At 62.1% G+C, this 21,499-nt stretch carries 17 protein-coding genes; 12 read left to right on the top strand and 5 right to left on the bottom strand.

All coding sequences use genetic code 11. From position 1 onward, the window contains the following. Nucleotides 1-59: 59 nt before the first annotated feature. From HU724_RS27090 to gcvP, 9 genes are all read left to right on the top strand, one after another. Nucleotides 60-620, top strand: coding sequence for a YecA/YgfB family protein (locus tag HU724_RS27090; protein ID WP_123441789.1), 561 nt, complete (start codon nucleotides 60-62; stop codon nucleotides 618-620). A 27-nt stretch (nucleotides 621-647) separates the two neighbouring features. After that, entirely contained in the window at nucleotides 648-1,982 is a 1,335-nt protein-coding gene (gene pepP / locus HU724_RS27085) for a Xaa-Pro aminopeptidase (RefSeq protein ID WP_186569750.1), read from the top strand. Beyond that, nucleotides 1,979-3,166 (top strand): 2-octaprenyl-6-methoxyphenyl hydroxylase, encoded by a 1,188-nt coding sequence (gene ubiH / locus HU724_RS27080; RefSeq protein WP_186569749.1) that lies wholly within the window; start codon nucleotides 1,979-1,981, stop codon nucleotides 3,164-3,166. Before pepP ends, ubiH begins: the two co-directional genes overlap by 4 nt. 108 nt (nucleotides 3,167-3,274) lie before the next feature. Next, a complete protein-coding gene (locus HU724_RS27075) occupies nucleotides 3,275-4,492 on the top strand; it encodes a 2-octaprenyl-3-methyl-6-methoxy-1,4-benzoquinol hydroxylase (RefSeq protein ID WP_186569762.1) in 1,218 nt (405 codons plus the stop codon). A gap of 220 nt (nucleotides 4,493-4,712) precedes the next feature. Beyond that, nucleotides 4,713-5,717 (top strand): extracellular solute-binding protein, encoded by a 1,005-nt coding sequence (locus tag HU724_RS27070; RefSeq protein ID WP_122612316.1) that lies wholly within the window; start codon nucleotides 4,713-4,715, stop codon nucleotides 5,715-5,717. A gap of 245 nt (nucleotides 5,718-5,962) precedes the next feature. Beyond that, complete coding sequence (locus HU724_RS27065; RefSeq protein ID WP_186569748.1) at nucleotides 5,963-7,579, top strand: ABC transporter permease; 1,617 nt, start codon at nucleotides 5,963-5,965, stop codon at nucleotides 7,577-7,579. A gap of 155 nt (nucleotides 7,580-7,734) precedes the next feature. Beyond that, nucleotides 7,735-8,817, top strand: a complete 1,083-nt coding sequence (gene gcvT / locus HU724_RS27060; protein ID WP_186569747.1) for a glycine cleavage system aminomethyltransferase GcvT — start codon at nucleotides 7,735-7,737, stop codon at nucleotides 8,815-8,817. 47 nt (nucleotides 8,818-8,864) lie between these two features. Further along, the gene (gcvH, locus tag HU724_RS27055) at nucleotides 8,865-9,248 is read left to right on the top strand and encodes a glycine cleavage system protein GcvH (protein WP_125916753.1); all 384 of its coding nucleotides are present in this window, start codon (nucleotides 8,865-8,867) and stop codon (nucleotides 9,246-9,248) included. Between the two features lie 236 nt (nucleotides 9,249-9,484). Continuing rightward, nucleotides 9,485-12,358: an aminomethyl-transferring glycine dehydrogenase gene (gene gcvP, locus HU724_RS27050; protein WP_186569746.1), complete on the top strand. Its 2,874-nt coding sequence runs from the start codon at nucleotides 9,485-9,487 to the stop codon at nucleotides 12,356-12,358. Nucleotides 12,359-12,532: 174 nt separating this feature from the next. Here gcvP and HU724_RS27045 read toward each other — a convergent pair whose 3' ends face one another. The 3 genes from HU724_RS27045 to HU724_RS27035 all read right to left on the bottom strand — a co-directional run bounded on the left by HU724_RS27045 (nucleotide 12,533) and on the right by HU724_RS27035 (nucleotide 15,133). Beyond that, nucleotides 12,533-12,853: a DUF2388 domain-containing protein gene (locus tag HU724_RS27045; RefSeq protein ID WP_172667868.1), complete on the bottom strand. Its 321-nt coding sequence runs from the start codon at nucleotides 12,851-12,853 to the stop codon at nucleotides 12,533-12,535. Nucleotides 12,854-12,917: 64 nt separating this feature from the next. Beyond that, nucleotides 12,918-14,702 (bottom strand): type IV pilus assembly ATPase TfpB, encoded by a 1,785-nt coding sequence (gene tfpB, locus HU724_RS27040; RefSeq protein ID WP_122506176.1) that lies wholly within the window; start codon nucleotides 14,700-14,702, stop codon nucleotides 12,918-12,920. A gap of 92 nt (nucleotides 14,703-14,794) precedes the next feature. Beyond that, nucleotides 14,795-15,133, bottom strand: coding sequence for an ACT-like domain-containing protein (locus tag HU724_RS27035; protein WP_186569745.1), 339 nt, complete (start codon nucleotides 15,131-15,133; stop codon nucleotides 14,795-14,797). Nucleotides 15,134-15,258: 125 nt separating this feature from the next. Between HU724_RS27035 and HU724_RS27030 the strand changes: the two genes are divergently transcribed. Further along, on the top strand, nucleotides 15,259-15,723 hold the full coding sequence (locus HU724_RS27030) for an Lrp/AsnC family transcriptional regulator (protein WP_024014730.1): 465 nt from the start codon (nucleotides 15,259-15,261) through the stop codon (nucleotides 15,721-15,723). Between the two features lie 180 nt (nucleotides 15,724-15,903). Here the strand turns inward: HU724_RS27030 and HU724_RS27025 are convergent, their stop codons facing one another. Next, nucleotides 15,904-17,274 carry a CYTH domain-containing protein gene (locus HU724_RS27025; protein WP_110599916.1) on the bottom strand — a complete coding sequence of 457 codons (1,371 nt, stop codon included), beginning with the start codon at nucleotides 17,272-17,274 and terminating at the stop codon, nucleotides 15,904-15,906. Nucleotides 17,275-17,430: 156 nt separating this feature from the next. Here HU724_RS27025 and argE point away from each other — a divergent pair, with 156 nt between their 5' ends. Together argE and argA are read left to right on the top strand one after the other, a co-directional pair. Beyond that, nucleotides 17,431-18,585, top strand: a complete 1,155-nt coding sequence (gene argE, locus HU724_RS27020) for an acetylornithine deacetylase (RefSeq protein WP_186569744.1) — start codon at nucleotides 17,431-17,433, stop codon at nucleotides 18,583-18,585. Between the two features lie 262 nt (nucleotides 18,586-18,847). Next, nucleotides 18,848-20,149 carry an amino-acid N-acetyltransferase gene (gene argA, locus HU724_RS27015; RefSeq protein ID WP_186569743.1) on the top strand — a complete coding sequence of 434 codons (1,302 nt, stop codon included), beginning with the start codon at nucleotides 18,848-18,850 and terminating at the stop codon, nucleotides 20,147-20,149. A 137-nt stretch (nucleotides 20,150-20,286) separates the two neighbouring features. Here the strand turns inward: argA and tauA are convergent, their stop codons facing one another. Beyond that, a complete protein-coding gene (gene tauA, locus HU724_RS27010) occupies nucleotides 20,287-21,276 on the bottom strand; it encodes a taurine ABC transporter substrate-binding protein (RefSeq protein ID WP_186569761.1) in 990 nt (329 codons plus the stop codon). Between the last annotated feature and the right edge of the window lie 223 nt (nucleotides 21,277-21,499).

Genomic DNA, 21,499 nt, shown 5'->3' with positions numbered 1-21,499 from the left:
TCGATGTAGGATACAAGGCCTTCATTCTAGACATAGCGCCGTCTGGCGCCTAGCTGCCCATGACCATTGCGAATTCCCCGTACCAAGCCTTTGCCACCCTGCTGACTGCCAGCGGCCACAACGTCTCGCCTGCCGAACTGCACGGCGTGCTGCTCGGGCGCAGTTGCGCCGGGGCCGGCTTCGATCACGAAGGCTGGCTGATCGACGCCGCCGAACTGCTCGAAGGCGAGATCCAGGACAACGTCCGCAACGCCCTGATCGGCCTGCAGGAGATGGTCAAAGGCGAGCTGACCGGCGACGACGTCACTGTCGTTCTGCTGTTGCCGACCGACGATGCGCCGCTGGCCGACCGCGCTGCTGCACTGGGCGAGTGGTGCCAGGGCTTTCTCAGCGGTTTCGGCCTGAACTGCCGCGACAGCAGCATGCTCAGCACCGAAGCCACCGAAGTGCTGCAGGATCTGGCCGCTATTTCCCAGGTGCAGGACGCGCTGGAAGAATCCGAAGACGGCGAATCCGACTACATGGAAGTCATGGAATACCTGCGCGTCGCGCCGTTGCTGCTGTTCTCGGAAACCAAAAAAGCCGATGTGCCGCCAGCCGCCAAACCGTCGCTGCATTAATCGCGTACCAGGGAAAGCCATCTGCCCATGACCCATATCCCCAAAGCGGAATACAGCCGTCGCCGCAAGGCCCTGATGGCGCAGATGGAACCCAACAGCATCGCGATCCTGCCCGCCGCCGCGGTGGCCATCCGCAACCGCGACGTCGAGCATGTCTACCGTCAGGACAGCGACTTTCAGTACCTCAGCGGTTTTCCCGAGCCACAAGCCGTCATCGTCCTGATGCCCGGCCGCGAGCACGGCGAGTACATCCTGTTCTGTCGTGAACGCAACGCCGAACGCGAATTGTGGGATGGCCTGCGCGCAGGGCAGGAAGGCGCGATCCGCGAGTACGGCGCCGACGACGCCTTTCCGATTACTGACATCGACGACATTCTCCCGGGCCTCATCGAAGGCCGCGACCGGGTGTATTCGGCGATGGGCAGCAACCCGGAATTCGATCGGCATTTGATGGACTGGATCAACGTGATCCGCTCCAAGGCGCACCTCGGCGCGCAGCCGCCGAATGAATTCGTTGCCCTGGATCATCTGCTGCACGACATGCGCCTGTATAAATCGGCGGCAGAAGTGAAGGTGATGCGCGAAGCCGCGCGGATTTCGGCGCAGGCGCATATCCGCGCGATGCAGGCCAGTCGTCCGGGGCTGCATGAATACAGCCTCGAAGCCGAACTGGACTACGAATTCCGCAAGGGCGGGGCGAAGATGCCGGCCTACGGTTCGATCGTCGCCGCCGGGCGCAACAGCTGCATCCTGCATTACCAGCAGAATGACGCGTTGCTCAAGGACGGCGATCTGGTGTTGATCGACGCCGGTTGCGAGATCGACTGCTACGCCAGCGACATCACCCGCACGTGGCCGGTCAACGGCAAGTTTTCGCCGGAGCAGAAGGCGATCTACGAGTTGGTGCTGGCTTCGCAGGAAGCGGCGTTCGCCGAGATCGCCCCCAACAAGCACTGGAACCAGGCGCACGAAGCCACGGTGCGGGTGATCACCGCAGGTCTGGTCAAGCTTGGCTTGTTGCACGGTGAGGTTGACGAGTTGATCGCCAGCGAAGCCTACAAGGCTTTCTATATGCACCGCGCCGGCCACTGGCTGGGCATGGATGTGCATGACGTCGGCGAGTACAAGGTCGGCGGCGAATGGCGCGTGCTCGAGGTCGGCATGGCGCTGACCGTGGAGCCGGGCATCTACATCGCGGCGGACAATCAGAACGTGGCGAAGAAATGGCGCGGCATTGGCGTGCGCATCGAGGATGACGTGGTCGTGACCCGGTCCGGCTGTGAAATCCTCACCAGCGGCGTGCCAAAAACCGTCGCCGAGATCGAAGCGCTGATGGCACAAGCAAGGACACACGCAGCATGAGTCGAGTCAATCTGGCAATCATCGGTGGCGGTCTGGTCGGCGCCAGTCTGGCGTTGGCGTTGCAGGCCGGGGCCAAGACGCAGGGCTGGAAAATCGTCCTGATCGAACCGTTCGCTCCCGGCGACAGCTGGCAGCCGAGCTACGACGCCCGCTCTTCGGCGCTGTCGTTCGGCTCGCGGCAGATTTATCAGCGCCTGGGCGTGTGGCAGGAAATTTCCCGCCGCGCCGAGCCGATCAAACAGATTCATGTCTCCGACCGTGGCCGTTTCTCCACCGCGCGCTTGTCGGCGATGGAAGAGGGTGTGCCAGCGCTCGGTTACGTGGTGGAAAACGCCTGGCTCGGCCAGTGCCTGTGGCAACACCTCGACAAAGACGTGATCACGTGGCGCTGTCCGGCGGAAGTCATGCGCATGGAACCGTTGGCCGAGGGCTATCGCCTGACCCTCAACGATGAAACCACCCTTGAATGCGACCTCGCGGTGCTCGCCGATGGCGGCCGCTCGGGGTTGCGCGAACAGTTGGGCATCAACGTGCGCAAGCGCCCGTACAACCAGAGCGCGCTGATTGCCAACATCACCCCGAGTGAAGCGCACAACGGCATGGCCTTCGAGCGCTTTACCGATGAGGGGCCGATGGCCCTGCTGCCGTTGCCGGACAATCGCTGCGCACTGGTGTGGACGCGACTGGGCATGGATGCGCAGCGTCTGACTGAATTGAGCGAGCGTGATTTTCTCAGCGAGCTGCAAGGCGTGTTCGGTTACCGCCTCGGCACCCTGAAGCAGGTCGGCGCACGGCATCTTTACCCGCTGTCACTGATCGAAGCAGAAGAACAGGTGCGCTCGCATCTGGCCGTGCTCGGCAACGCCGCACACAGCCTGCACCCGATCGCCGGCCAGGGCTTCAACCTGTCGCTGCGTGACGCCGACGCCTTGGCTGCCGCGCTGCTGGCGAGTGATAAGCCGCTGGGCGACTTCGCCACCTTGCAGGCCTATCGCGAACGGCAGCGCCTCGATCAGGACCTGACGGTGGGCTTCTCCGATCAGGTCACGCGCCTGTTCGGCAGCAGCCAGCCGCTGGTGTCGCTGGGGCGCAATCTCGGCCTGCTCGGCCTCGACCTGCTGCCACCGGCCAAGCGCTGGTTCGCCCGGCAGGCGATGGGCTTGGGAACGCGCCCGGATGCTTGAGGGGCTGGTTGGCACGTTTACTTTCATGAGCGCGTCGCCCACTGGCGCGTTCGGTAAAACTCTTTACGTGCGGCTAATGCCGCAAGCGAGACAGGCTTAAGCATGGAAATGCGCGCAGATCTGCTGATTGTCGGAGCCGGAATGGTCGGCAGCGCCTTGGCGCTGGCGCTACAGGACAGTGGGCTGGAAGTGCTGCTGCTCGACGGCAGCCCGCTGAGCGTGAAACCATTCGATGCCGAAGCGGCGTTCGAACCGCGCGTCAGTGCATTGTCGGCGGCGAGCCAGCGCATCCTCGAACGCCTCGGTGTCTGGGATGGCATCGCCCAGCGGCGCAGCAGCCCGTACACCGACATGCACGTCTGGGACGGCAGCGGCACCGGGCAGATTCATTTCTCGGCAAGCAGTGTGCATGCCGATGTGCTCGGCCACATCGTCGAAAATCGCGTGGTCCAGGATGCGCTGCTCGAGCGTTTGCATGATTGCGACCTCGGCATGTTGGCCAATGCGCGGCTGGAGCAGATGCGTCGCTCCGGCGACGACTGGCTGCTGACCCTGGCCGATGGCCGCACCTTGCGCGCACCGCTGGTGATCGCGGCGGACGGCGCCAATTCAGCGGTGCGCCGTCTCACTGGGGTGGCGACTCGCGAGTGGGATTATCTGCATCACGCCATCGTCACCAGCGTGCGCTGCAGCCAGCCGCACCGCAAAACCGCCTGGCAGCGCTTTACCGATCACGGGCCATTGGCGTTTTTGCCGCTGGAGCGTGATGGTCAGCAGGACTGGTGCTCGATCGTCTGGTCGACCACACCGGCTGAAGCCGAGCGCCTGATGGCACTCGAGGAGACTGCGTTTTGCGCTGAGCTGGAGCGAGCCTTCGAGGGGCGCCTCGGTGAAGTGATCAGCGCCGACCCGCGTCTGTGCGTGCCCCTGCGTCAGCGTCACGCCAAACGTTATGTCGCTGAAGGCCTGGCGTTGATCGGTGATGCGGCGCACACCATTCACCCGTTGGCGGGGCAGGGCGTGAACCTTGGTTTCCTCGATGCAGCGGTGCTGGCGGAAGTGTTGCTGCAAGCGCTTGAGCGCGGTGAGCGACTGGCAGACGTGAAGGTGCTGAGCCGCTACGAGCGTCGGCGCATGCCACACAATCTGGCGCTGATGGCGGCGATGGAAGGCTTCGAGCGGTTGTTCCAGGCCGACCCACTGCCACTGCGCTGGTTGCGCAATGCCGGGTTGAAACTGGTCGAGCAGATGCCCGAGGCGAAGGCGTTGTTTGTGCGCGAGGCGCTGGGGTTGACCGGGGATCTTCCAGCTCTGGCAAAACCCTGACCGCCTCATTGAGGCTGATGGCCCCTTCGCGAGCGGGCTCGCTCCCACAGTTGAGATGCATTCCAATGTGGGAGCGAGCCTGCTCGCGAAAGCGTCCGTCAACTCGCCGCAGTTTTGAGTCGTGCAACATCTGGTAACGCCTTCACCCAGTGTTCGATTGTGGTGGTAAATGTGAGTCCTTATCATTTGGCCCACCTTTCCCGACCGTGAGACCACTCCCATGTTGGCACCCAAGCGTCTTCTGACCGCACTGGCCTTGACCCTGATCGGCAGCACCACTGCCCAGGCCGCCGATGAGGTGGTGGTTTACTCGTCGCGTATCGATGAGCTGATCAAACCGGTATTCGATGCCTACACCGCCAAGACCGGGGTGAAGATCAAGTTCATCACCGACAAGGAAGCGCCGCTGATGCAGCGCATCAAGGCCGAGGGCGAAAACGCCACCGCCGACCTGCTGCTCACCGTCGATGCCGGCAACCTGTGGCAGGCCGAGCAGATGGGCATCCTCCAGCCGTTCACTTCGAAAACCATCGACACCAACATTCCCGCGCAATATCGCTCGTCCACCCACGCCTGGACCGGCCTGAGCCTGCGCGCGCGGACCATCGCCTATTCCACCGTGCGGGTGAAGCCGGGCGAACTGACCACCTATGAAGCGCTGGCCGACAAGAATTGGGAAGGCCGCCTGTGCCTGCGCACGGCCAAGAAGGTCTACAACCAGTCGCTGACTGCGACCATGATCGAAGTTCACGGCGCCGAAAAGACCGAGAAGATCCTCAAGGGCTGGGTCAACAACCTGTCCACTGACGTGTTCTCCGATGACGTTGCGGTGCTGGAAGCGATCAACGCCGGGCAGTGTGACGTTGGCATCGTCAACACCTACTACTACGGTCGCCTGCATAAGCAGAAGCCTGAATTGCCGGTGAAGCTGTTCTGGCCGAATCAGGCCGATCGCGGTGTGCATGTGAACCTGTCGGGCATCGGCCTGACCAAACATGCACCGCACCCGGAAGCGGCCAAGGCGCTGGTCGAATGGATGACCACGCCTGAGGCACAGAAGATTTTTGCCGACGTGAACCAGGAATTCCCGGCCAACCCGGCGGTGGCGCCTTCGGAAGAAGTGGCGGCGTGGGGCAAGTTTGTCGCCGATACCTTGCCGGTTGAGGTGGCGGGCAAACGTCAGGCTGAGGCGATCCGGATGATGGATCGGGCGGGGTGGAACTGAGGCGTTTCGTGTAACTGTTGATCTTTCAAGATCGCTCCCTCACCCCAGCCCTCTCCCGGAGGGAGAGGGAGCCAACTTGTGTTGCTTTCGAAACTTGAGTTCGACTCAATATCTCAGGTCGATGTAGTTTGCATGAGCACCTCGGTCAGTTCCCTCTCCCTCCGGGAGAGGGCTAGGGTGAGGGCAGCAATCCCAACCTGAAATACGCAATCCAAGAACACCCCAATCCCTCCAGAGACCCAAAAGTGGCCCACCCCGCCCAACGCCGCTGGTACCCCATCGTCTTCGCCATCGCCGCGCTGGTGTTGTTGCCGCTGAGCGTGCTGTTGTTGTCGTGGCAGACCATCGATCAGCAGATCTGGTCGCATCTGTGGCAAACCCAGATGCCGCGACTGCTCGGCAATACCCTGACGCTGATCCTCGGCGTCGGTGTCGGCGTGACCCTGCTGGGTGTCAGCCTGGCGTGGCTGACCAGCCTCTGCGAATTTCCCGGTCGGCGCTGGCTCGACTGGGCGCTGATGCTGCCCTTCGCCATCCCTGCCTATGTACTGGCGTTCGTCTTCGTCGGCCTGCTCGATTTCGCCGGCCCCGTGCAAACCCTGCTGCGCGAATGGTTCGGCAGCGGCCTGCGCCTGCCGCGAGTGCGCTCCACCGGTGGTGTGATCGTGGTCCTGGTGCTGGTGTTTTATCCCTACGTTTATCTGCTGGCGCGCACCGCATTCCTGGCTCAGGGCAAAGGCCTGATGGAAGCGGCGCGGGTGCTCGGGCAGTCGCCGTGGCAGGCGTTCTGGCGGGTTGCGCTGCCGATGGCGCGTCCGGCGATCGGCGCGGGCGTGGCGCTGGCGCTGATGGAAACCCTCGCCGATTTTGGCGCGGTGTCGGTGTTCAACTTCGACACCTTCACCACGGCAATCTACAAGACCTGGTACGGCTTCTTCAGCCTGCCCAGCGCCGCACAACTGGCCAGTCTGTTGCTGCTGGTAGTGATGCTGGTGCTGTACGGCGAGCGCCGGGCACGCGGGGCGAATCGGGCCAGCAACGAGCGGCCACGGGTGAAAGCGCTGTATCACCTGCGGGGAATCAAGGCCTTCGCGGCGACGGGCTGGTGTGCATTGGTATTCGCCTGCGCCTTCGTTATCCCGGTGCTGCAACTGATCGTGTGGTTCTGGCAGCGTGGACGCTTCGATTTGGATGAGCGCTACGCCGGACTGATTCTGCACACGCTGTATCTGGGCGCGATGGCCGCGCTGATCACCGTCAGCGTTGCGCTGTTGCTGGCGTTTGCCCGGCGTCTGGCGCCGACCCAAGCCATCAACTCCGGCGTCGGTCTGGCCAATCTCGGCTACGCCTTGCCCGGTTCGGTGCTGGCGGTGTCGATCATGCTCGCCTTCAGTTATCTGGATCGTGAACTGGTGATTCCGCTCTCCGCCTGGCTCGGTGGTGCCGGCAAACCATTGCTGCTCGGCAGCCTTGCGGCGTTGCTGATGGCGTATCTGGTGCGCTTCATTGCCGTGGCGTATGGGCCGCTGGAAAGCAGTCTGGCGCGTATACGGCCATCTTTGCCTGAAGCGGCACGTAGCCTGGGTGTCAGTGGGCCGCGACTGTTTTTCAAAGTGTATCTGCCGCTCTTGCTGCCCGGCACCTTGAGCGCGGCGTTGCTGGTGTTCGTCGATGTGCTCAAGGAAATGCCCGCGACCCTGCTGATGCGCCCGTTTGGCTGGGACACGCTGGCGGTGCGCATCTTTGAAATGACCAGTGAAGGTGAATGGGCGAGGGCCTCATTGCCGGCATTGACCCTGGTGCTGGTTGGTCTATTGCCAGTGATCGGATTGATTCGACGTTCGGCGCACCGAAACACTTAGTCGTCAGTCCTACACCATGCGGCTACAATGCGCGGCATTCGGTGCGGTTCGTCTGACAGACCCGTGCGCTGGAATCGGCTGCAAGCCTTATTCATCAAGGCTTTCCGCCGTATAGCGGCGGTCCGCACCCTCGCCACGCCCGGAAGGAGAAACCCATGGGACAGCGTACGCCTCTGTATGACCTGCACCTCGCGCTCGGCGCGAAGATGGTCGATTTTGGCGGTTGGGACATGCCACTGCATTACGGCTCGCAGGTCGAGGAGCACCACGAAGTGCGCCGCGATTGCGGGGTGTTCGATGTTTCCCATATGACCGTGATCGATGTCACCGGCGCCCAGGCCAAGGCCTGGCTCCAGCATTTGCTGGCCAACGACGTCGAACGTCTGCACCGCCCCGGCCGGGCGTTGTACAGCACCATGCTCAATGAGCGCGGCGGCATCGTCGACGACATGATCGTCTATCGCCTCGACGACGCGTACCGGCTGGTGTTCAACGCCTCGACCCGCGATCAGGATCTGGCCTGGATGAACGCCCAGCTCGGCGCTTACGAGGTGCAACTGCACGAGCGCGCCGAACTGGCGATGCTCGCCATCCAAGGCCCGCAGGCCCGGCACAAGATTGCCGAACTGGTCACCCAGTCCCGCGCCACGCTGATCCAGCAACTCAAACCTTTCGAAGGCGCCATCGACGGCGACTGGTTCATCGCGCGTACCGGTTACACCGGCGAGGATGGCCTGGAAATCTGCCTGCCCGCGAATCAGGCGCCGGGTTTCTTCAACGATCTGGTCGGTGCGGGTATTTCGCCGATCGGTCTCGGTGCTCGCGACACCTTGCGGGTCGAGGCTGGGATGAACCTGTACGGTCAGGACATTCATCAGGACGTTTCACCGCTGGCCTCGAACATGGCCTGGAGCATCGCCTGGGAGCCGGCCTCGCGGCAGTTCATCGGCCGCGCGGCGCTGGAGGCGGAAAAAGCCGCCGGTGTGGCGCACAAACTGGTCGGTCTGGTACTGGAAGAACGCGGGGTTTTGCGTGCTCACCAGGTGGTTCGCATCGCCGATGTTGGCGAAGGGGAGATCACCAGTGGTAGTTTCTCTCCTACGCTGAGCAAATCGATTGCCCTGGCGCGTGTTCCGATGGCAACCGCCGACCGCGCCGAAGTGGAAATCCGTGGCAAGTGGTATCCGGTGCGAGTGGTCAAACCGACCTTCGTGCGCCATGGCAAAACCTTGATCTAACCTTTTCTGGCGGGCATGACCGCTGACCAATTTCCGAGGAACCGAAGATGAGCGATATCCCTGCCGAACTGCGATTTGCCGAAAGTCATGAATGGGCGCGTCTGGAAGCTGACGGCACCGTCACCGTGGGCATCAGCGATCACGCGCAGGAAGCGCTGGGCGACGTGGTGTTCGTCGAGCTGACCGAAGTCGGCAAGGTGTTCGCCGCCGGTGACCAATCCGGCGTGGTCGAGTCGGTGAAAGCCGCCTCCGACATCTACGCCCCGGTCAGCGGTGAGGTCATCGCGATCAACGAAGACCTGAGCGGCTCGCCCGAACTGCTGAACTCCGACCCGTACGGCGCGTGGATCTTCAAGCTCAAGCCAAGCGACAAGGCCGAGCTGGACAAGCTGCTGGATGCTGCGGCTTACAAGGCTGCCATCGGCGAGTAACTTGCCGGCGCGACCCAAAGCCCCGATTCGTCGGGGTTTTTTTATGGGCGACGAATATCCCTTTGTGGGAGCGAGCCTGCTCGCGAAAGCGCCATATCAGTCAATGCCAATGTGACTGAAACACCGCTTTCGCGAGCAGGCTCGCTCCCACAGGGGCGGCGTGATCTTGAAAATTCGCCTGCTATGCTGGTTTGACCGTGTCGATTGACGCCAAGCGCCAGCCAGGAGAGCCCGTCATGTCCCAGTCGCCGTCCCTGAGCCAGTTACGCGATCCCGAAGCCTTTCTGCGCCGCCACCTCGGCCCGGATGCCGCCGAGCAGCAGGCGATGCTCGACAGCCTCGGCCTGGGCAGTCGCGCCGAGCTGATCGAGCAGACCGTGCCGCCGGGGATTCGCTTCAATCGCGCGCTGGATCTGCCGCCGGCTCTCGACGAACAGGCTGCACTGGCGAAACTGCGCGGTTATGCCGAGCAGAATCAGCTGTTCACCAGCCTGATCGGCATGGGCTATCACGGCACTGTCACGCCGACCGTCATCTTGCGCAACGTGCTGGAAAATCCCGGTTGGTACACCGCGTACACCCCATATCAACCAGAGATCGCCCAGGGCCGGCTCGAAGCGTTGCTCAATTTTCAGCAACTGACCATCGACCTCACCGGCCTGGAACTGGCCAACGCCTCGCTGCTCGATGAGGCTACCGCAGCGGCCGAAGCCATGGCTTTGGCCAAGCGCGTGGCGAAGTCGAAGAGCAATCTGTTTTTTGTGGATGAAAATTGCCATCCGCAAACTCTCTCCGTGGTACAGACCCGCGCCGAAGGTTTCGGCTTCGAGCTGATCGTCGACGCGGTGGATAACCTGGCGCAGCACGAGGTGTTCGGCGCGCTGCTGCAATACCCCGACACCCACGGCGAAATCCGCGATCTCAAACCCTTGATCAACCACCTGCACGCACAACAGGCCCTGGCCTGCGTCGCCACCGATTTGCTCAGCCTGCTGGTGCTGACGCCGCCGGGTGAGTTGGGTGCCGATGTGGTGTTCGGTTCGTCCCAGCGTTTCGGTGTGCCGATGGGTTATGGCGGCCCGCACGCGGCGTTCTTCGCCAGCCGCGAGGAATACAAACGGGCGATTCCGGGGCGGATCATCGGTGTGTCGAAAGATGCTCGCGGCAACGTCGCGCTGCGCATGGCCCTGCAAACCCGCGAGCAACACATCCGCCGCGAGAAAGCCAATTCGAACATCTGCACCGCGCAGGTGCTGCTGGCCAATATCGCCAGTTGTTATGCGGTGTATCACGGCCCCGAGGGTTTGAAGCGTATCGCCCAGCGCGTGCATCGCCTGACCTGCATCCTCGCGGCGGGACTCGAGCGCAACGGCATCAAACGGCTCAACAGGCAGTTCTTCGACACGCTGACGCTGGAGGTCGGCGGCGCGCAAACGGCGATCATCGAAAGTGCTCAGGCAGCGCAGATCAACCTGCGCATTCTTGGGCGCGGCCGCGTCGGTCTGAGTCTGGACGAGACCTGTGATGAACACACCGTGGCGAAGCTGTTCGATGTGCTGCTCGGCGCCGATCACGGCCTGAGCGTGGATGCGCTTGATGCGCAGGACATCGCCTCGGGAATTCCCGACGAACTCCAGCGCAGTACGCCGTACCTGCAACATCCGGTGTTCAACGCTCACCACAGCGAAACCGAGATGCTGCGTTACCTCAAACAGCTGGAAAACAAGGATCTGGCGCTCAACCAATCGATGATCCCGCTGGGCTCGTGCACGATGAAACTCAACGCCACCAGCGAGATGATCCCGATCACCTGGCCGCAGTTCGCCCATCTGCATCCGTTTGTGCCGAGGGAGCAGGCTGTCGGTTACACGCTGATGATCGAAGAGCTTGAGCGTTGGCTCTGTGCGATTACCGGTTTCGATGCGATCTGCATGCAGCCCAACTCTGGCGCCCAGGGCGAATACGCCGGGCTCCTGGCGATCCGTAAATATCACGAGAGCCGGGGGGAGGGCGCGCGGGATATCTGCCTGATTCCGTCATCGGCCCACGGCACCAATCCTGCCTCGGCGCAGATGGCCGGGATGCGTGTGGTGATTGTCGAATGCGATGAGGCGGGCAATGTCGATCTGGATGATTTGCAGCTGAAAGCCGCCGAGGCCGGGAATAAGTTGTCGTGCCTGATGGCGACCTATCCGTCGACCCACGGGGTTTACGAGGAAGGCATCAGCGACATCTGCGCAGTGATTCACCAGCATGGCGGCCAGGTGTATATGGATGGCGCCAATCTCAATGCGCAGGTCGGCCTGGCCAGACCAGCGGACATTGGCGCCGACGTGTCGCACATGAACCTGCACAAGACCTTCTGCATTCCCCATGGCGGCGGCGGGCCGGGCATGGGCCCGATCGGCGTTCGTGCGCATCTGGCGCCGTTCGTCGCCAACCATCCGGTGGTGCCGATTGACGGGCCGCTGGCGCAGAACGGCGCAGTCAGCGCAGCGCCGTGGGGCAGTGCGAGCATTTTGCCGATCAGTTGGATGTACATCGCCATGATGGGCCCGCAACTGGCGGACGCCAGCGAGGTGGCGATTCTGGCGGCGAATTATCTGGCGCAGCATTTATCCGGCGCGTTCCCGGTGCTCTACACCGGGCGCAATGGTCGTGTGGCGCATGAATGCATTCTTGATCTGCGCCCGCTGAAGGCGCAGACCGGCATCAGCGAGGAAGACGTCGCCAAGCGGCTGATGGATTACGGCTTCCACGCGCCGACCATGTCCTTTCCGGTACCGGGTACGTTGATGGTCGAGCCGACCGAGAGCGAGTCCAAGGCAGAGCTCGACCGCTTCATCGCGGCGATGCTGAGCATTCGCGCCGAGATCAATGAAGTGCAGAAGGGCAACTGGCCGGGCGAAGACAACCCGCTCAAACGCGCGCCGCATACCTTGGCCGATGTCACTGGAGTCTGGGAGCGACCCTACAGTGTCGAACAGGCCATCACCCCGGATGCGCACACACGCTTGCACAAATATTGGCCGGCGGTGAATCGGGTGGATAACGTCTACGGCGATCGCAATCTGTATTGCGCGTGTGTGCCGGTGGATGATTACCGCTGATCTCTAAATCCACCACCGTCCCTGTGGGAGCGAGCCTGCTCGCGAAAGCAATCGTCCAGCCGGCATTTGCGGTGACTGGCTCACCGCTTTCGCGAGCAGGCGCGCTCCCACAAGGCAGGGTGGTGAGGCGGTAATCCGGGCAAAAAAATGCCGCTCGTTTGAGCGGCATTTTTGTTACTCGGAAGCCACGGCGTTCTTCGCCAGGATCGCGTTCGCCAGTTCCATGTCCGAAGCCTGCAGGCCAGGGTTGTCGGCGCGGACTTTCTGCATCGCTGCTTCCAGGTACGGGCCACGGATGCCGCCGTCGCTGGCGACGAAGCTGCCGGCGTCGTCCTGGGCGGCGACGATCAGCTTGTGATCCTTGAAGGTCAGGTAGGTCGAGCCGGTGGTGGCACCGGAGGAGATGACGTTACGCCAAAAGCTGTCCGCCATGGCCGAACCAACGGGAAGCGACAGCAGGGCCAAGGTGGCGACAGCGAGTTTGAGACGCATGATGAGGTGACTCCTGGGATTGACTACGGCGTTGGATAGCCGATCCCCGATCCAGTTCCGTGCTGAATTATTTCAACTCACTTTGCGGTGTCACCCGCAACACTTCCTCCACCGTGGTCAGCCCCGCCGCAACTTTCTGCGCACCGGACAGGCGCAGGCTGCGCATGCCTTCCTTGAAGGCCTGGCGGCGGATCGCGGTGAGGTCGGTATCCGGGGTGATCAGCGCTTTGAGGCTGTCGCTCAGCTGCATGATTTCGTACACGCCGGCGCGGCCGCGATAGCCGGTGTCGCGGCATTCCAGGCAACCGATCGCCCGTTGCGCATTGCTCGGCAGCGGCGCCTGCCAGGGCCGGGTCAGGGTTTGCCAGTCTTCATCTTCGAGCGTCAGCGGCGCCTTGCAGTGCGGGCACAAGGTGCGCACCAGACGCTGGGCCATGACCCCGAGCACGGTGGCTTTGATCAGGTAATGCGGCACGCCCAGTTCGAGCAAACGGCTGATGGCGCTTGGCGCGTCGTTGGTGTGCAGGGTGGACAGGACCAAGTGCCCGGTGAGCGCGGCCTGAATCGCCATTTCCGCAGTTTCCAGATCGCGGATCTCGCCGATCATGATGATATCCGGGTCCTGCCGCATCAGCGCGCGCACCCCGGCGGCGAAGGTCAGTTCGATGTTGTGCTGCACCTGCATCTGGTTGAAGGCCGGCTCGACCATTTCGATCGGGTCTTCGATGGTGCAGAGGTTGACCTCCGGCGTCGCCAGTTTTTTCAGCGTGGTGTACAGGGTCGTGGTCTTGCCCGAACCGGTCGGCCCGGTGACCAGAATGATGCCGTTGGGCTGGCGGGTCATGTCCTGCCAGCGGCGCAGGTCGTCGGCGCTGAAACCCAACTGGTCGAAATTCTTCAGCAGCACTTCCGGGTCGAAAATCCGCATGACCATTTTTTCGCCGAACGCTGTCGGCAAAGTCGACAGCCGCAACTCCACTTCGCCGCCGTCCGGGGTCTTGGTCTTGACCCGGCCATCCTGGGGTTTGCGCTTTTCCGCGACGTTCATGCGGCCAAGGCTTTTCAGGCGGCTGACGATCGCCATGGTCACCTGCGGCGGGAATTGATAGACGTTGTGCAGCACGCCGTCGATGCGAAAGCGCACGGTGCCGTGCTCGCGGCGCGGTTCGATGTGGATATCACTGGCGCGCTGCTGGAAGGCGTACTGGAACAGCCAGTCGACGATGTTGACGATGTGCGCGTCGTTGGCGTCCGGCTCCTGGTCGCTGGCGCCGAGGTTGAGCAGTTGTTCGAAGTTGCCGAGATTGCCGCTCTGGGCGTCGGCATTGCTGGCACCGCTGACCGATTTGGCCAGCCGGAAAAACTCGACGCTGAAGCGCTGGATATCCACCGGGTTGGCCACGACCCGTTTGATCGGCAGCTTCAATACGTGGGTCAGGTCAGCTTCCCAACCGCTGACGTAGGGCTGAGCGCTGGCCACGGTGACCGAGTCGCGGTCCACGGCGACGGCGAGAATTTTGTGCCGTTGCGCGAAGGCATAGGACATCAGCGGCGTGATCGCCGCGACATTGATTTTCAGCGGATCAATGCGCAAATACGGCTGACCGGCCTGTTGCGCCAGCCACAGGGTCAGGCTTTCCAGATCCAGATGTTTGCCCGGACGGCTGAGGTCGTCGAGTTGCTGGCTGGCGATGAACTCCAGCGGATGCATCTGCCCGTGAGCAGCATGGCGACGGCGGGCATTGAGCGCCTGTTCCGCCGCGTCCTGGCAGATGAAGCCCTGGGCGACCAGTTCACGCAACACATCGTTGAGGTCCAGCCAGCGGTCCTGAGTGACAAATTGAACGGACATGCGGCTTTCCTTTTTAAGCGTCATGCGCAAAAGGATAGTCGCGGCCCTGCTGACCGTTGGGCCACTACCCGACGAAGCCGTTGCCGGATTTGTCAGCCGGCAGCCTGGGCGGGCGCCTGCCACCCCGCGTCGGCGTTGTGCAGGTCCACCGCGCAAACGCTGATCAGGTTGCGCAGTTTCTCCGCGATCACTTGCGCGCGATGCCAGCTCAGGCCGCTTATGAGCAGATCGATCGACAGCAGATCGTCCTGGCGCTGGACCTTGACCTGCTCCGGGGTCAGAAACTGCAAAGCGAACAGATTCAGCACCCGCACCAGCAGATCCGGCTCCGCCTCGGCGAGGATCCGGTACTGCGCCAGGCAGTGGGCGTTATTGACGTTCCAGACATCGGCGCGGGTGGCGGGGCTGTTTACGGCTTCAAGGTGCGGCATGGTGAATCTCCAGATCAGTGGAGAAATTTTTACATGCGGTGCGGGGTATTTCTTGGCTATGATCGGCGTCTGAACGGATTTATCGAAAGAGTTGATTCGTTAAAGCTGAACTTTGAGGATTTTTTATGCACAGCGAGCTGGACGCCTACGACCGCAAGATCCTCGCCTTGCTCCAGGAAGACGCTTCGCTGTCGAGCGCGCAGATCGCCGAGCAGGTCGGCCTGTCGCAATCGCCGTGCTGGCGGCGGATTCAGCGGATGAAGGAGGAGGGCATCATTCGCGGCCAGGTGACCTTGCTGGATCGCAAGAAGATCGGCCTGAACACGCAGATTTTTGCCGAGATCAAACTCAACGCCCACGGCCGCTCGAACTTCACCGAATTCACCGAGGCGATTCGCGGCTTTCCGGAAGTGCTGGAGTGTTATGTGCTGATGGGCGCGGTGGATTTCATGTTGCGCATAGTCGCGGCGGACATCGAGGCGTACGAGCGGTTCTTCTTCGAGAAGCTGTCGCTGGTGCCGGGGATACAGGAAGTGAATTCGATCGTGGCGCTGTCGGAGATCAAGTCCACCACCAGCCTGCCGGTCTAGTGCGGATGGCCTTTGTGGCGAGGGGATTTATCCCCGCTGGGCTGCGCAGCAGTCCCCGCTTGATCGTTCCCACGCGCAGCAAAGGAATGCAGCCCGGGACGCTCTGCGTCCCAAGCGGACGCAGAGCGTCCATTGAGGCGTTCCCACGCAGAGGGTGGGAACGATCAGGTGGGAAGGTGTTTAGCTGCGCAGCAGGATTTTCCAGGCGCGGTTCTGGTACACCGCAATCGCCTGATGCTTGCGCGCATCGAGCAGTTCGTCGGTGATGGTCGGCTCGTTGGCCAGTTGCGCCAGTTTGTTCAGTTCACCGTACAGGCGATCCATTTCCGGGATGTCCAGCACGTTGCGCGCATGGTGCAACCAGACCTGAATGCGCTCGATACGTGGCAGTTGCTCGGCAAGGTCTTCCGGCTGCTGCTGATAGCGTTGCAGCTGCAGAGCAGTGGCTTCTTCGCCCAGCAGACGCGGCAACCAGCTGTGCAGTTGCGCGTCACCCTGACGGTTGCCACGGGTGTTGCGGTCGGCAGTCCAGGTGCGGGCCAACAGCCAGCGCGAAGCGTTCAGCGAGAACTGGCCCCAGCGCGGGTCTTCCAGCTCTTCGAGGAACTGCTCCGGCGCGGCTTTGCGCACGTCTTCGTCTTCGATGCCGACCTGCACCAGTGGGCGCCAGTCTTCCAGCAAGGCATCGAGGGCCACGCGCAAATCGTGGGTCGACTGACGCGGCGCCGCCTGGCCGAGGCTGCTGAGCAGGGCGCGCATTTCCGCGAGGTTCTCGACCCAGTCCTGCAACAGGCGCCAGTGGCCGTTGAAGCGATATTGTTCGGCCAGACGCTGGCTGCTGCCGAGCAAATGCCAGCTCAACGCGGCGAAGGCGTCGTCGAGACGGGTTTCGCTGGTCAGCTGCGGCGCTGGCAGGCTCAGCGAGTAGCTGTTGGCGTCGTGCAGACGATAACCGCGCTCGGCCTTGCTGATATCGCACGGCATCAGCGCCAGGGTTTCGGCCAGTTCGGCAGCCAGTTCCAGCAACGCGGCAGGCTCGCCTTCGCGCAGCTCCAGTTCCAGCTCGCAGATTTCTTCCTTCTGCTTGCCAACCACCACGTGACCGAGGTCCAGCGCGGCTTCGATGACCACTTTGGTCTTGCCACGGCCCCAGGCGATTTCGGCGCGCTCGCGGACGAAATCGGTGGTGAAGATCGGTTTGAGCGTTTTCTTGTCCAGCTCGGCCAGTGCCTCAGGCCAGCATTCGCCGTCGAGTTTTTTTACGTCGAGTTTGGCTTTCGCCAGTTTCCAGTCGTACTCGTTACGCTCGGACAGGCCGGCGACGCTTTGGCCACGGGTCTTGAGGGTCTGAATCACTTCGTCACCGTCCTTGCGCAGGCGCAGTGCGACTTTGGCTTGGGCGAGGTCGCGCTCGGGGGTGTCGAAGTACTGGTTCATCAACTCACGGCGTTCCCAGCCACTTTTGTTGCGTTTCTTCAGCAGCGGGTGCTCGCGCAGGGCAGCGAGGGTTTCGCGGCTGACGCGGAGTTTGATTTCAGTTTCTTTTTGCATGGCCGGAACATCCAGAATCGGGAGCGCAGCCGGGGGAATGTGTGGCTGCCAAGGCCGTGCAGTGTACAGGAGTCAAACTTCCTGCGCCCTGCGGCGGTTTATTCCGCGCGCCGGATGGTTCTATAGTGGGCCTCAATCCGGGACCTGGAGTCAGTGATGCCATTGCCGTCCATGCAAGACCAGTTCGCCGCGCTGATTGCCGCGCCATCGGTCAGCTGTACCCAACCGAACCTGGACCAGTCCAACCGCGCCGTCATCGATCTGCTGGCGGGCTGGCTCGGTGACCTGGGTTTCAGCTGCGATATCCAGCAGGTCAGCCCCGGCAAATTCAATCTGCTCGCGAGTTTCGGCAGCGGCCCCGGCGGCCTGGTGCTGGCCGGGCACAGCGACACCGTGCCGTACGACGACGCTTTGTGGCAGACCGACCCGCTGAAGCTCACGGAGGTTGATGGCCGCTGGGTCGGGCTGGGCAGCTGCGACATGAAGGGCTTTTTTGCGCTGATCATCGAAGCCGTACGGCCGCTGCTCGATCAGCCGTTCAAGCAACCGCTGCTGATCCTCGCCACCTGCGACGAAGAAAGCTCGATGTCCGGCGCCCGCGCGCTGGCCGAGGCCGGGCAACCGTTGGGCCGCGCGGCGGTGATCGGCGAGCCGACCGGTCTCAAGCCGATCCGCATGCACAAAGGCATCATGATGGAGCGCATCGACATCCTCGGGCAGAGTGGCCACTCGTCTGATCCGCGTCTGGGCCACAGCGCCCTTGAAGCGATGCACGATGCCATCGGCGAACTGCGCGGCCTGCGCCTGCTGTGGCAGCGCGAATTCAGCAATCCACAGTTCAGCGTGCCGCAACCAACGATGAACTTCGGCTGCATCCATGGTGGCGACAACCCCAATCGCATCTGCGGCCAGTGTTCGCTGGAATTCGACCTGCGGCCGCTGCCGGGCATGGACCCGAACCTGCTGCGCACGGAAATCCTGCGCAAGCTCAACCCGGTGGCCGAGCGGCATAAGGTGAAGATCGACTACAAGCCGCTGTTCCCGGAAGTGCCGCCGTTCGAACAGTCCGAGGATGCCGAACTGGTGCGCATCGCCGAAAAGCTCACCGGCCATCGCGCCGAAGCAGTAGCGTTCGGCACCGAAGCGCCTTATCTTCAGCGCCTCGGCTGCGAAACCATCGTCCTCGGCCCCGGCGACATTGCCTGCGCGCATCAACCCGGCGAGTACCTTGAAATGTCACGTTTGCAGCCTACCGTGCATCTGATTCGGCAGTTGATTGAACATTACTGCCTGACGACAGACGAACGATGATGGCCCTGTGTGGGAGCGAGCCTGCTCGCGAAAGCGTTTTGTCAGTCGCCATTGATGAACCTGATCCACTGCTTTCGCGAGCAGGCTCGCTGCCACAGGGTTAAATGTCTTGCATCAACCCGGTAAATTGCCTGTACCCCAACCCGTATTCATGAGGAGAGCGCGCGTGTCGCCAAGCCTGTTCCGACGATAACCATCAGCCCGCTGTGCGTTTTTCGTTTCGCCCCTTTTTTCGGCTGCTCTTTATTACAGGCCCAGGTTCATGCCCGAATACGTCAATTGGCTTCGCCACGCGTCCCCTTACATCAATGCTCACCGCGATTGCACCTTCGTCGTCATGCTGCCCGGCGACGGCGTCGAGCATCCGAATTTCGGCAACATCGTCCACGACCTGGTCTTGCTGCACAGTCTGGGCGTGCGTCTGGTGCTGGTGCACGGCTCGCGCCCGCAGATCGAAACCCGCCTCGCCGCCCGTGGCCTGACCCCGCATTACCATCACGGCATGCGCATCACCGATGCCGCGACGCTGGAGTGTGTGATCGATGCGGTCGGCCAGTTGCGCATCGCCATCGAAGCACGGCTGTCGATGGACATGGCCTCGTCGCCGATGCAGGGTTCACGCCTGCGCGTGGCCAGCGGCAACCTCGTCACCGCGCGGCCGATCGGCGTGCTCGAAGGTGTCGACTATCACCACACCGGCGAAGTGCGTCGGGTCGACCGCAAGGGCATCAATCGCCTGCTCGATGAACGCTCGATCGTATTGCTGTCGCCGCTGGGCTATTCGCCGACCGGCGAAATCTTCAACCTCGCCTGCGAAGATGTCGCCACCCGCGCCGCGATTGATCTGGGCGCGGACAAGCTGCTGTTGTTCGGCGCCGAGCTCGGCCTGATCGACGAGAACGGCAAACTGGTACGTGAACTGCGCCCGCAACAAGTGCCGGCCCATTTGCAGCGCCTCGGCATGAGCAACTATCAAGCGGAGTTGCTCGATGCCGCCGCCGAAGCCTGCCGTGGCGGCGTGGCGCGCAGCCATATCGTCAGTTACGCCGAAGATGGCGCGCTGCTGACGGAGCTGTTCACCCGCGACGGTGGCGGTACGCTGGTGGCGCAGGAGCAGTTCGAAATGGTGCGCGAAGCGGCGATTGAAGACGTCGGCGGTTTGCTCGACCTGATCAGTCCGCTGGAAGAGCAGGGCATTCTGGTGCGCCGCTCGCGAGAAGTGCTGGAGCGCGAGATCGAGCAGTTCAGCGTGGTCGAGCGCGAAGGCATGATCATCGCCTGTGCGGCGCTGTATCAGATTGCCGATTCCGATGCTGGTGAACTGGCGTGTCTGGCGGTGAATCCCGAGTATCGCCACGGCGGACGCGGCGACGAATTGCTCGAACGCATCGAAACCCGCGCGCGGGCGCAGGGTTTGAAAACCCTGTTCGTACTCACTACGCGCACTGCGCATTGGTTCCGCGAGCGCGGGTTCGAGCCAAGCAGCGTCGAACGTCTGCCAGCGGCGCGGGCGTCGCTTTACAACTATCAGCGTAATTCGAAGATCTTCGAAAAGACCCTCTGAACAACAGCGAGGTCTGTGGCGAGGGGATTCATCCCCGCTGGACTGCGCAGCAGTCCCCTTGCGTTTCCAAGTGAAAACATAGGTGGTCGCTACGCGACCCAGCGGGGATAAAATCCCCTCACCACAGGGTTCTGCATTCAGTCAGAGATGAACTTGGCGCTGACGTACGGCGAATAATCCGCCAGCACCGTCTCGACCTTGCCCTGTTCCTTGAGGAATTTCGCCGTTTCGGCAATGGCCTTGGCGGTGCCGCCGTCCAGCAGCGCCGTGGTTTGCTGCGCCTTGGCATCCGGGAACGCCGAACCGGCCAGCAGTTCCGGCACATCTGCTGCGTTGGCACCGGTCAATTTGGCGATTTTCTGCACAGGCACCGAATCGGCCGTCCAGCTGTCTTTGTGTGCGGCGTAATCAGCGAACGACTCCAGGGTGACCTTGGCAAACTTGGCCACGACCTCGGGATGCTTCTCGGCAAAGTCCTTGCGCGCCACCCAGACTTCGAAAGTCGGTGCACCCCATTGGCCGACTTGTGCTGCGTCGGTCAGGGTCTTGCCGGTCTTGCGGATCTCACCCAGCGCCGGTGACCAGACAAACGCCCCGTCAATGTCGCCACGCTTCCACGCGGCGGCGATTTCCGCCGGTTGCAGGTTGACCACTTTGACTTGCGAAGCATTCAGGCCCCAGTGCTTCAGCGCCCCAAGCAGACTGTAGTGCGAGGTCGACACGAACGGCGTGGCGATGGTTTTACCGATCAGGTCCTGCGGTTTGTCGATGCCGCTGCCGTTGCGCACCACCAAGGCTTCGGCGGCATTAATCTGCGCCGAAACGATAAACGCCACGATCGGCAGATTGCGTGAAGCAGCTGCTGCCAGTGGGCTTGAGCCAAGGTTGCCGATCTGCACGTCGCCAGAAGCAATGGCAGTGACGACTTCCGGGCCGCTGTTGAAACGACGCCAGTCGATCTTCTCGCCGATGGTTTTTTCATAGACACCATCGGCCTGCGGCACTTTGCTCGGATCGATCCCGGTCTGGTAGCCGACCGTCAGACCGGCGGCATGTGCGGAAAAAGAAAACAGTGCCGACACACAAACTGTAACAAATTGACTTGATAGTGCGCGTTTCGCCATGATGCGTCGCCTTTTCGATGGGATTTGCCGTGTTGGGAGCACGGCAAAGCTAATCGATCTAAAAAAAGGTCAACAAATACCATTTAGGAATGAGCTTAGGCGCCGATACGCTGTTTCCCGGCGCAAAGGGCCATTAATGGGCCATATACCCGAATGGTATGAAAAAGAATGAATAAATTCTTTTTGGGATTATCAGGAAGTCTTTACGCTGCAGGGACCCAATCAC

The organism is Pseudomonas iranensis, assembly GCF_014268585.2.
GTDB classification, from domain to species: Bacteria; Pseudomonadota; Gammaproteobacteria; order Pseudomonadales; family Pseudomonadaceae; genus Aquipseudomonas; species Aquipseudomonas iranensis.
Note: the sequence above shows the minus strand (reverse complement) of the source record. Positions and strands in the feature narration are given on the sequence as shown.

Bases quoted from the DNA above. Each gene is read 5' to 3' on its own strand.
- HU724_RS27075 (WP_186569762.1), top strand. From the start codon at position 3,275: ATGCGCGCAGATCTGCTGATTGTCGGAGCCGGAATGGTCGGCAGCGCC.
- HU724_RS27070 (WP_122612316.1), top strand. From the start codon at position 4,713: ATGTTGGCACCCAAGCGTCTTCTGACCGCACTGGCCTTGACCCTGATC.
- gcvH (WP_125916753.1), top strand. From the start codon at position 8,865: ATGAGCGATATCCCTGCCGAACTGCGATTTGCCGAAAGTCATGAATGG.
- tfpB (WP_122506176.1), bottom strand. From the start codon at position 14,702: ATGTCCGTTCAATTTGTCACTCAGGACCGCTGGCTGGACCTCAACGAT.
- HU724_RS27090 (WP_123441789.1), top strand. From the start codon at position 60: ATGACCATTGCGAATTCCCCGTACCAAGCCTTTGCCACCCTGCTGACT.
- argA (WP_186569743.1), top strand. From the start codon at position 18,848: ATGCCCGAATACGTCAATTGGCTTCGCCACGCGTCCCCTTACATCAAT.
- HU724_RS27030 (WP_024014730.1), top strand. From the start codon at position 15,259: ATGCACAGCGAGCTGGACGCCTACGACCGCAAGATCCTCGCCTTGCTC.
- gcvP (WP_186569746.1), top strand. From the start codon at position 9,485: ATGTCCCAGTCGCCGTCCCTGAGCCAGTTACGCGATCCCGAAGCCTTT.
- gcvT (WP_186569747.1), top strand. From the start codon at position 7,735: ATGGGACAGCGTACGCCTCTGTATGACCTGCACCTCGCGCTCGGCGCG.
- HU724_RS27025 (WP_110599916.1), bottom strand. From the start codon at position 17,274: ATGCAAAAAGAAACTGAAATCAAACTCCGCGTCAGCCGCGAAACCCTC.
- ubiH (WP_186569749.1), top strand. From the start codon at position 1,979: ATGAGTCGAGTCAATCTGGCAATCATCGGTGGCGGTCTGGTCGGCGCC.
- HU724_RS27035 (WP_186569745.1), bottom strand. From the start codon at position 15,133: ATGCCGCACCTTGAAGCCGTAAACAGCCCCGCCACCCGCGCCGATGTC.
- argE (WP_186569744.1), top strand. From the start codon at position 17,431: ATGCCATTGCCGTCCATGCAAGACCAGTTCGCCGCGCTGATTGCCGCG.
- pepP (WP_186569750.1), top strand. From the start codon at position 648: ATGACCCATATCCCCAAAGCGGAATACAGCCGTCGCCGCAAGGCCCTG.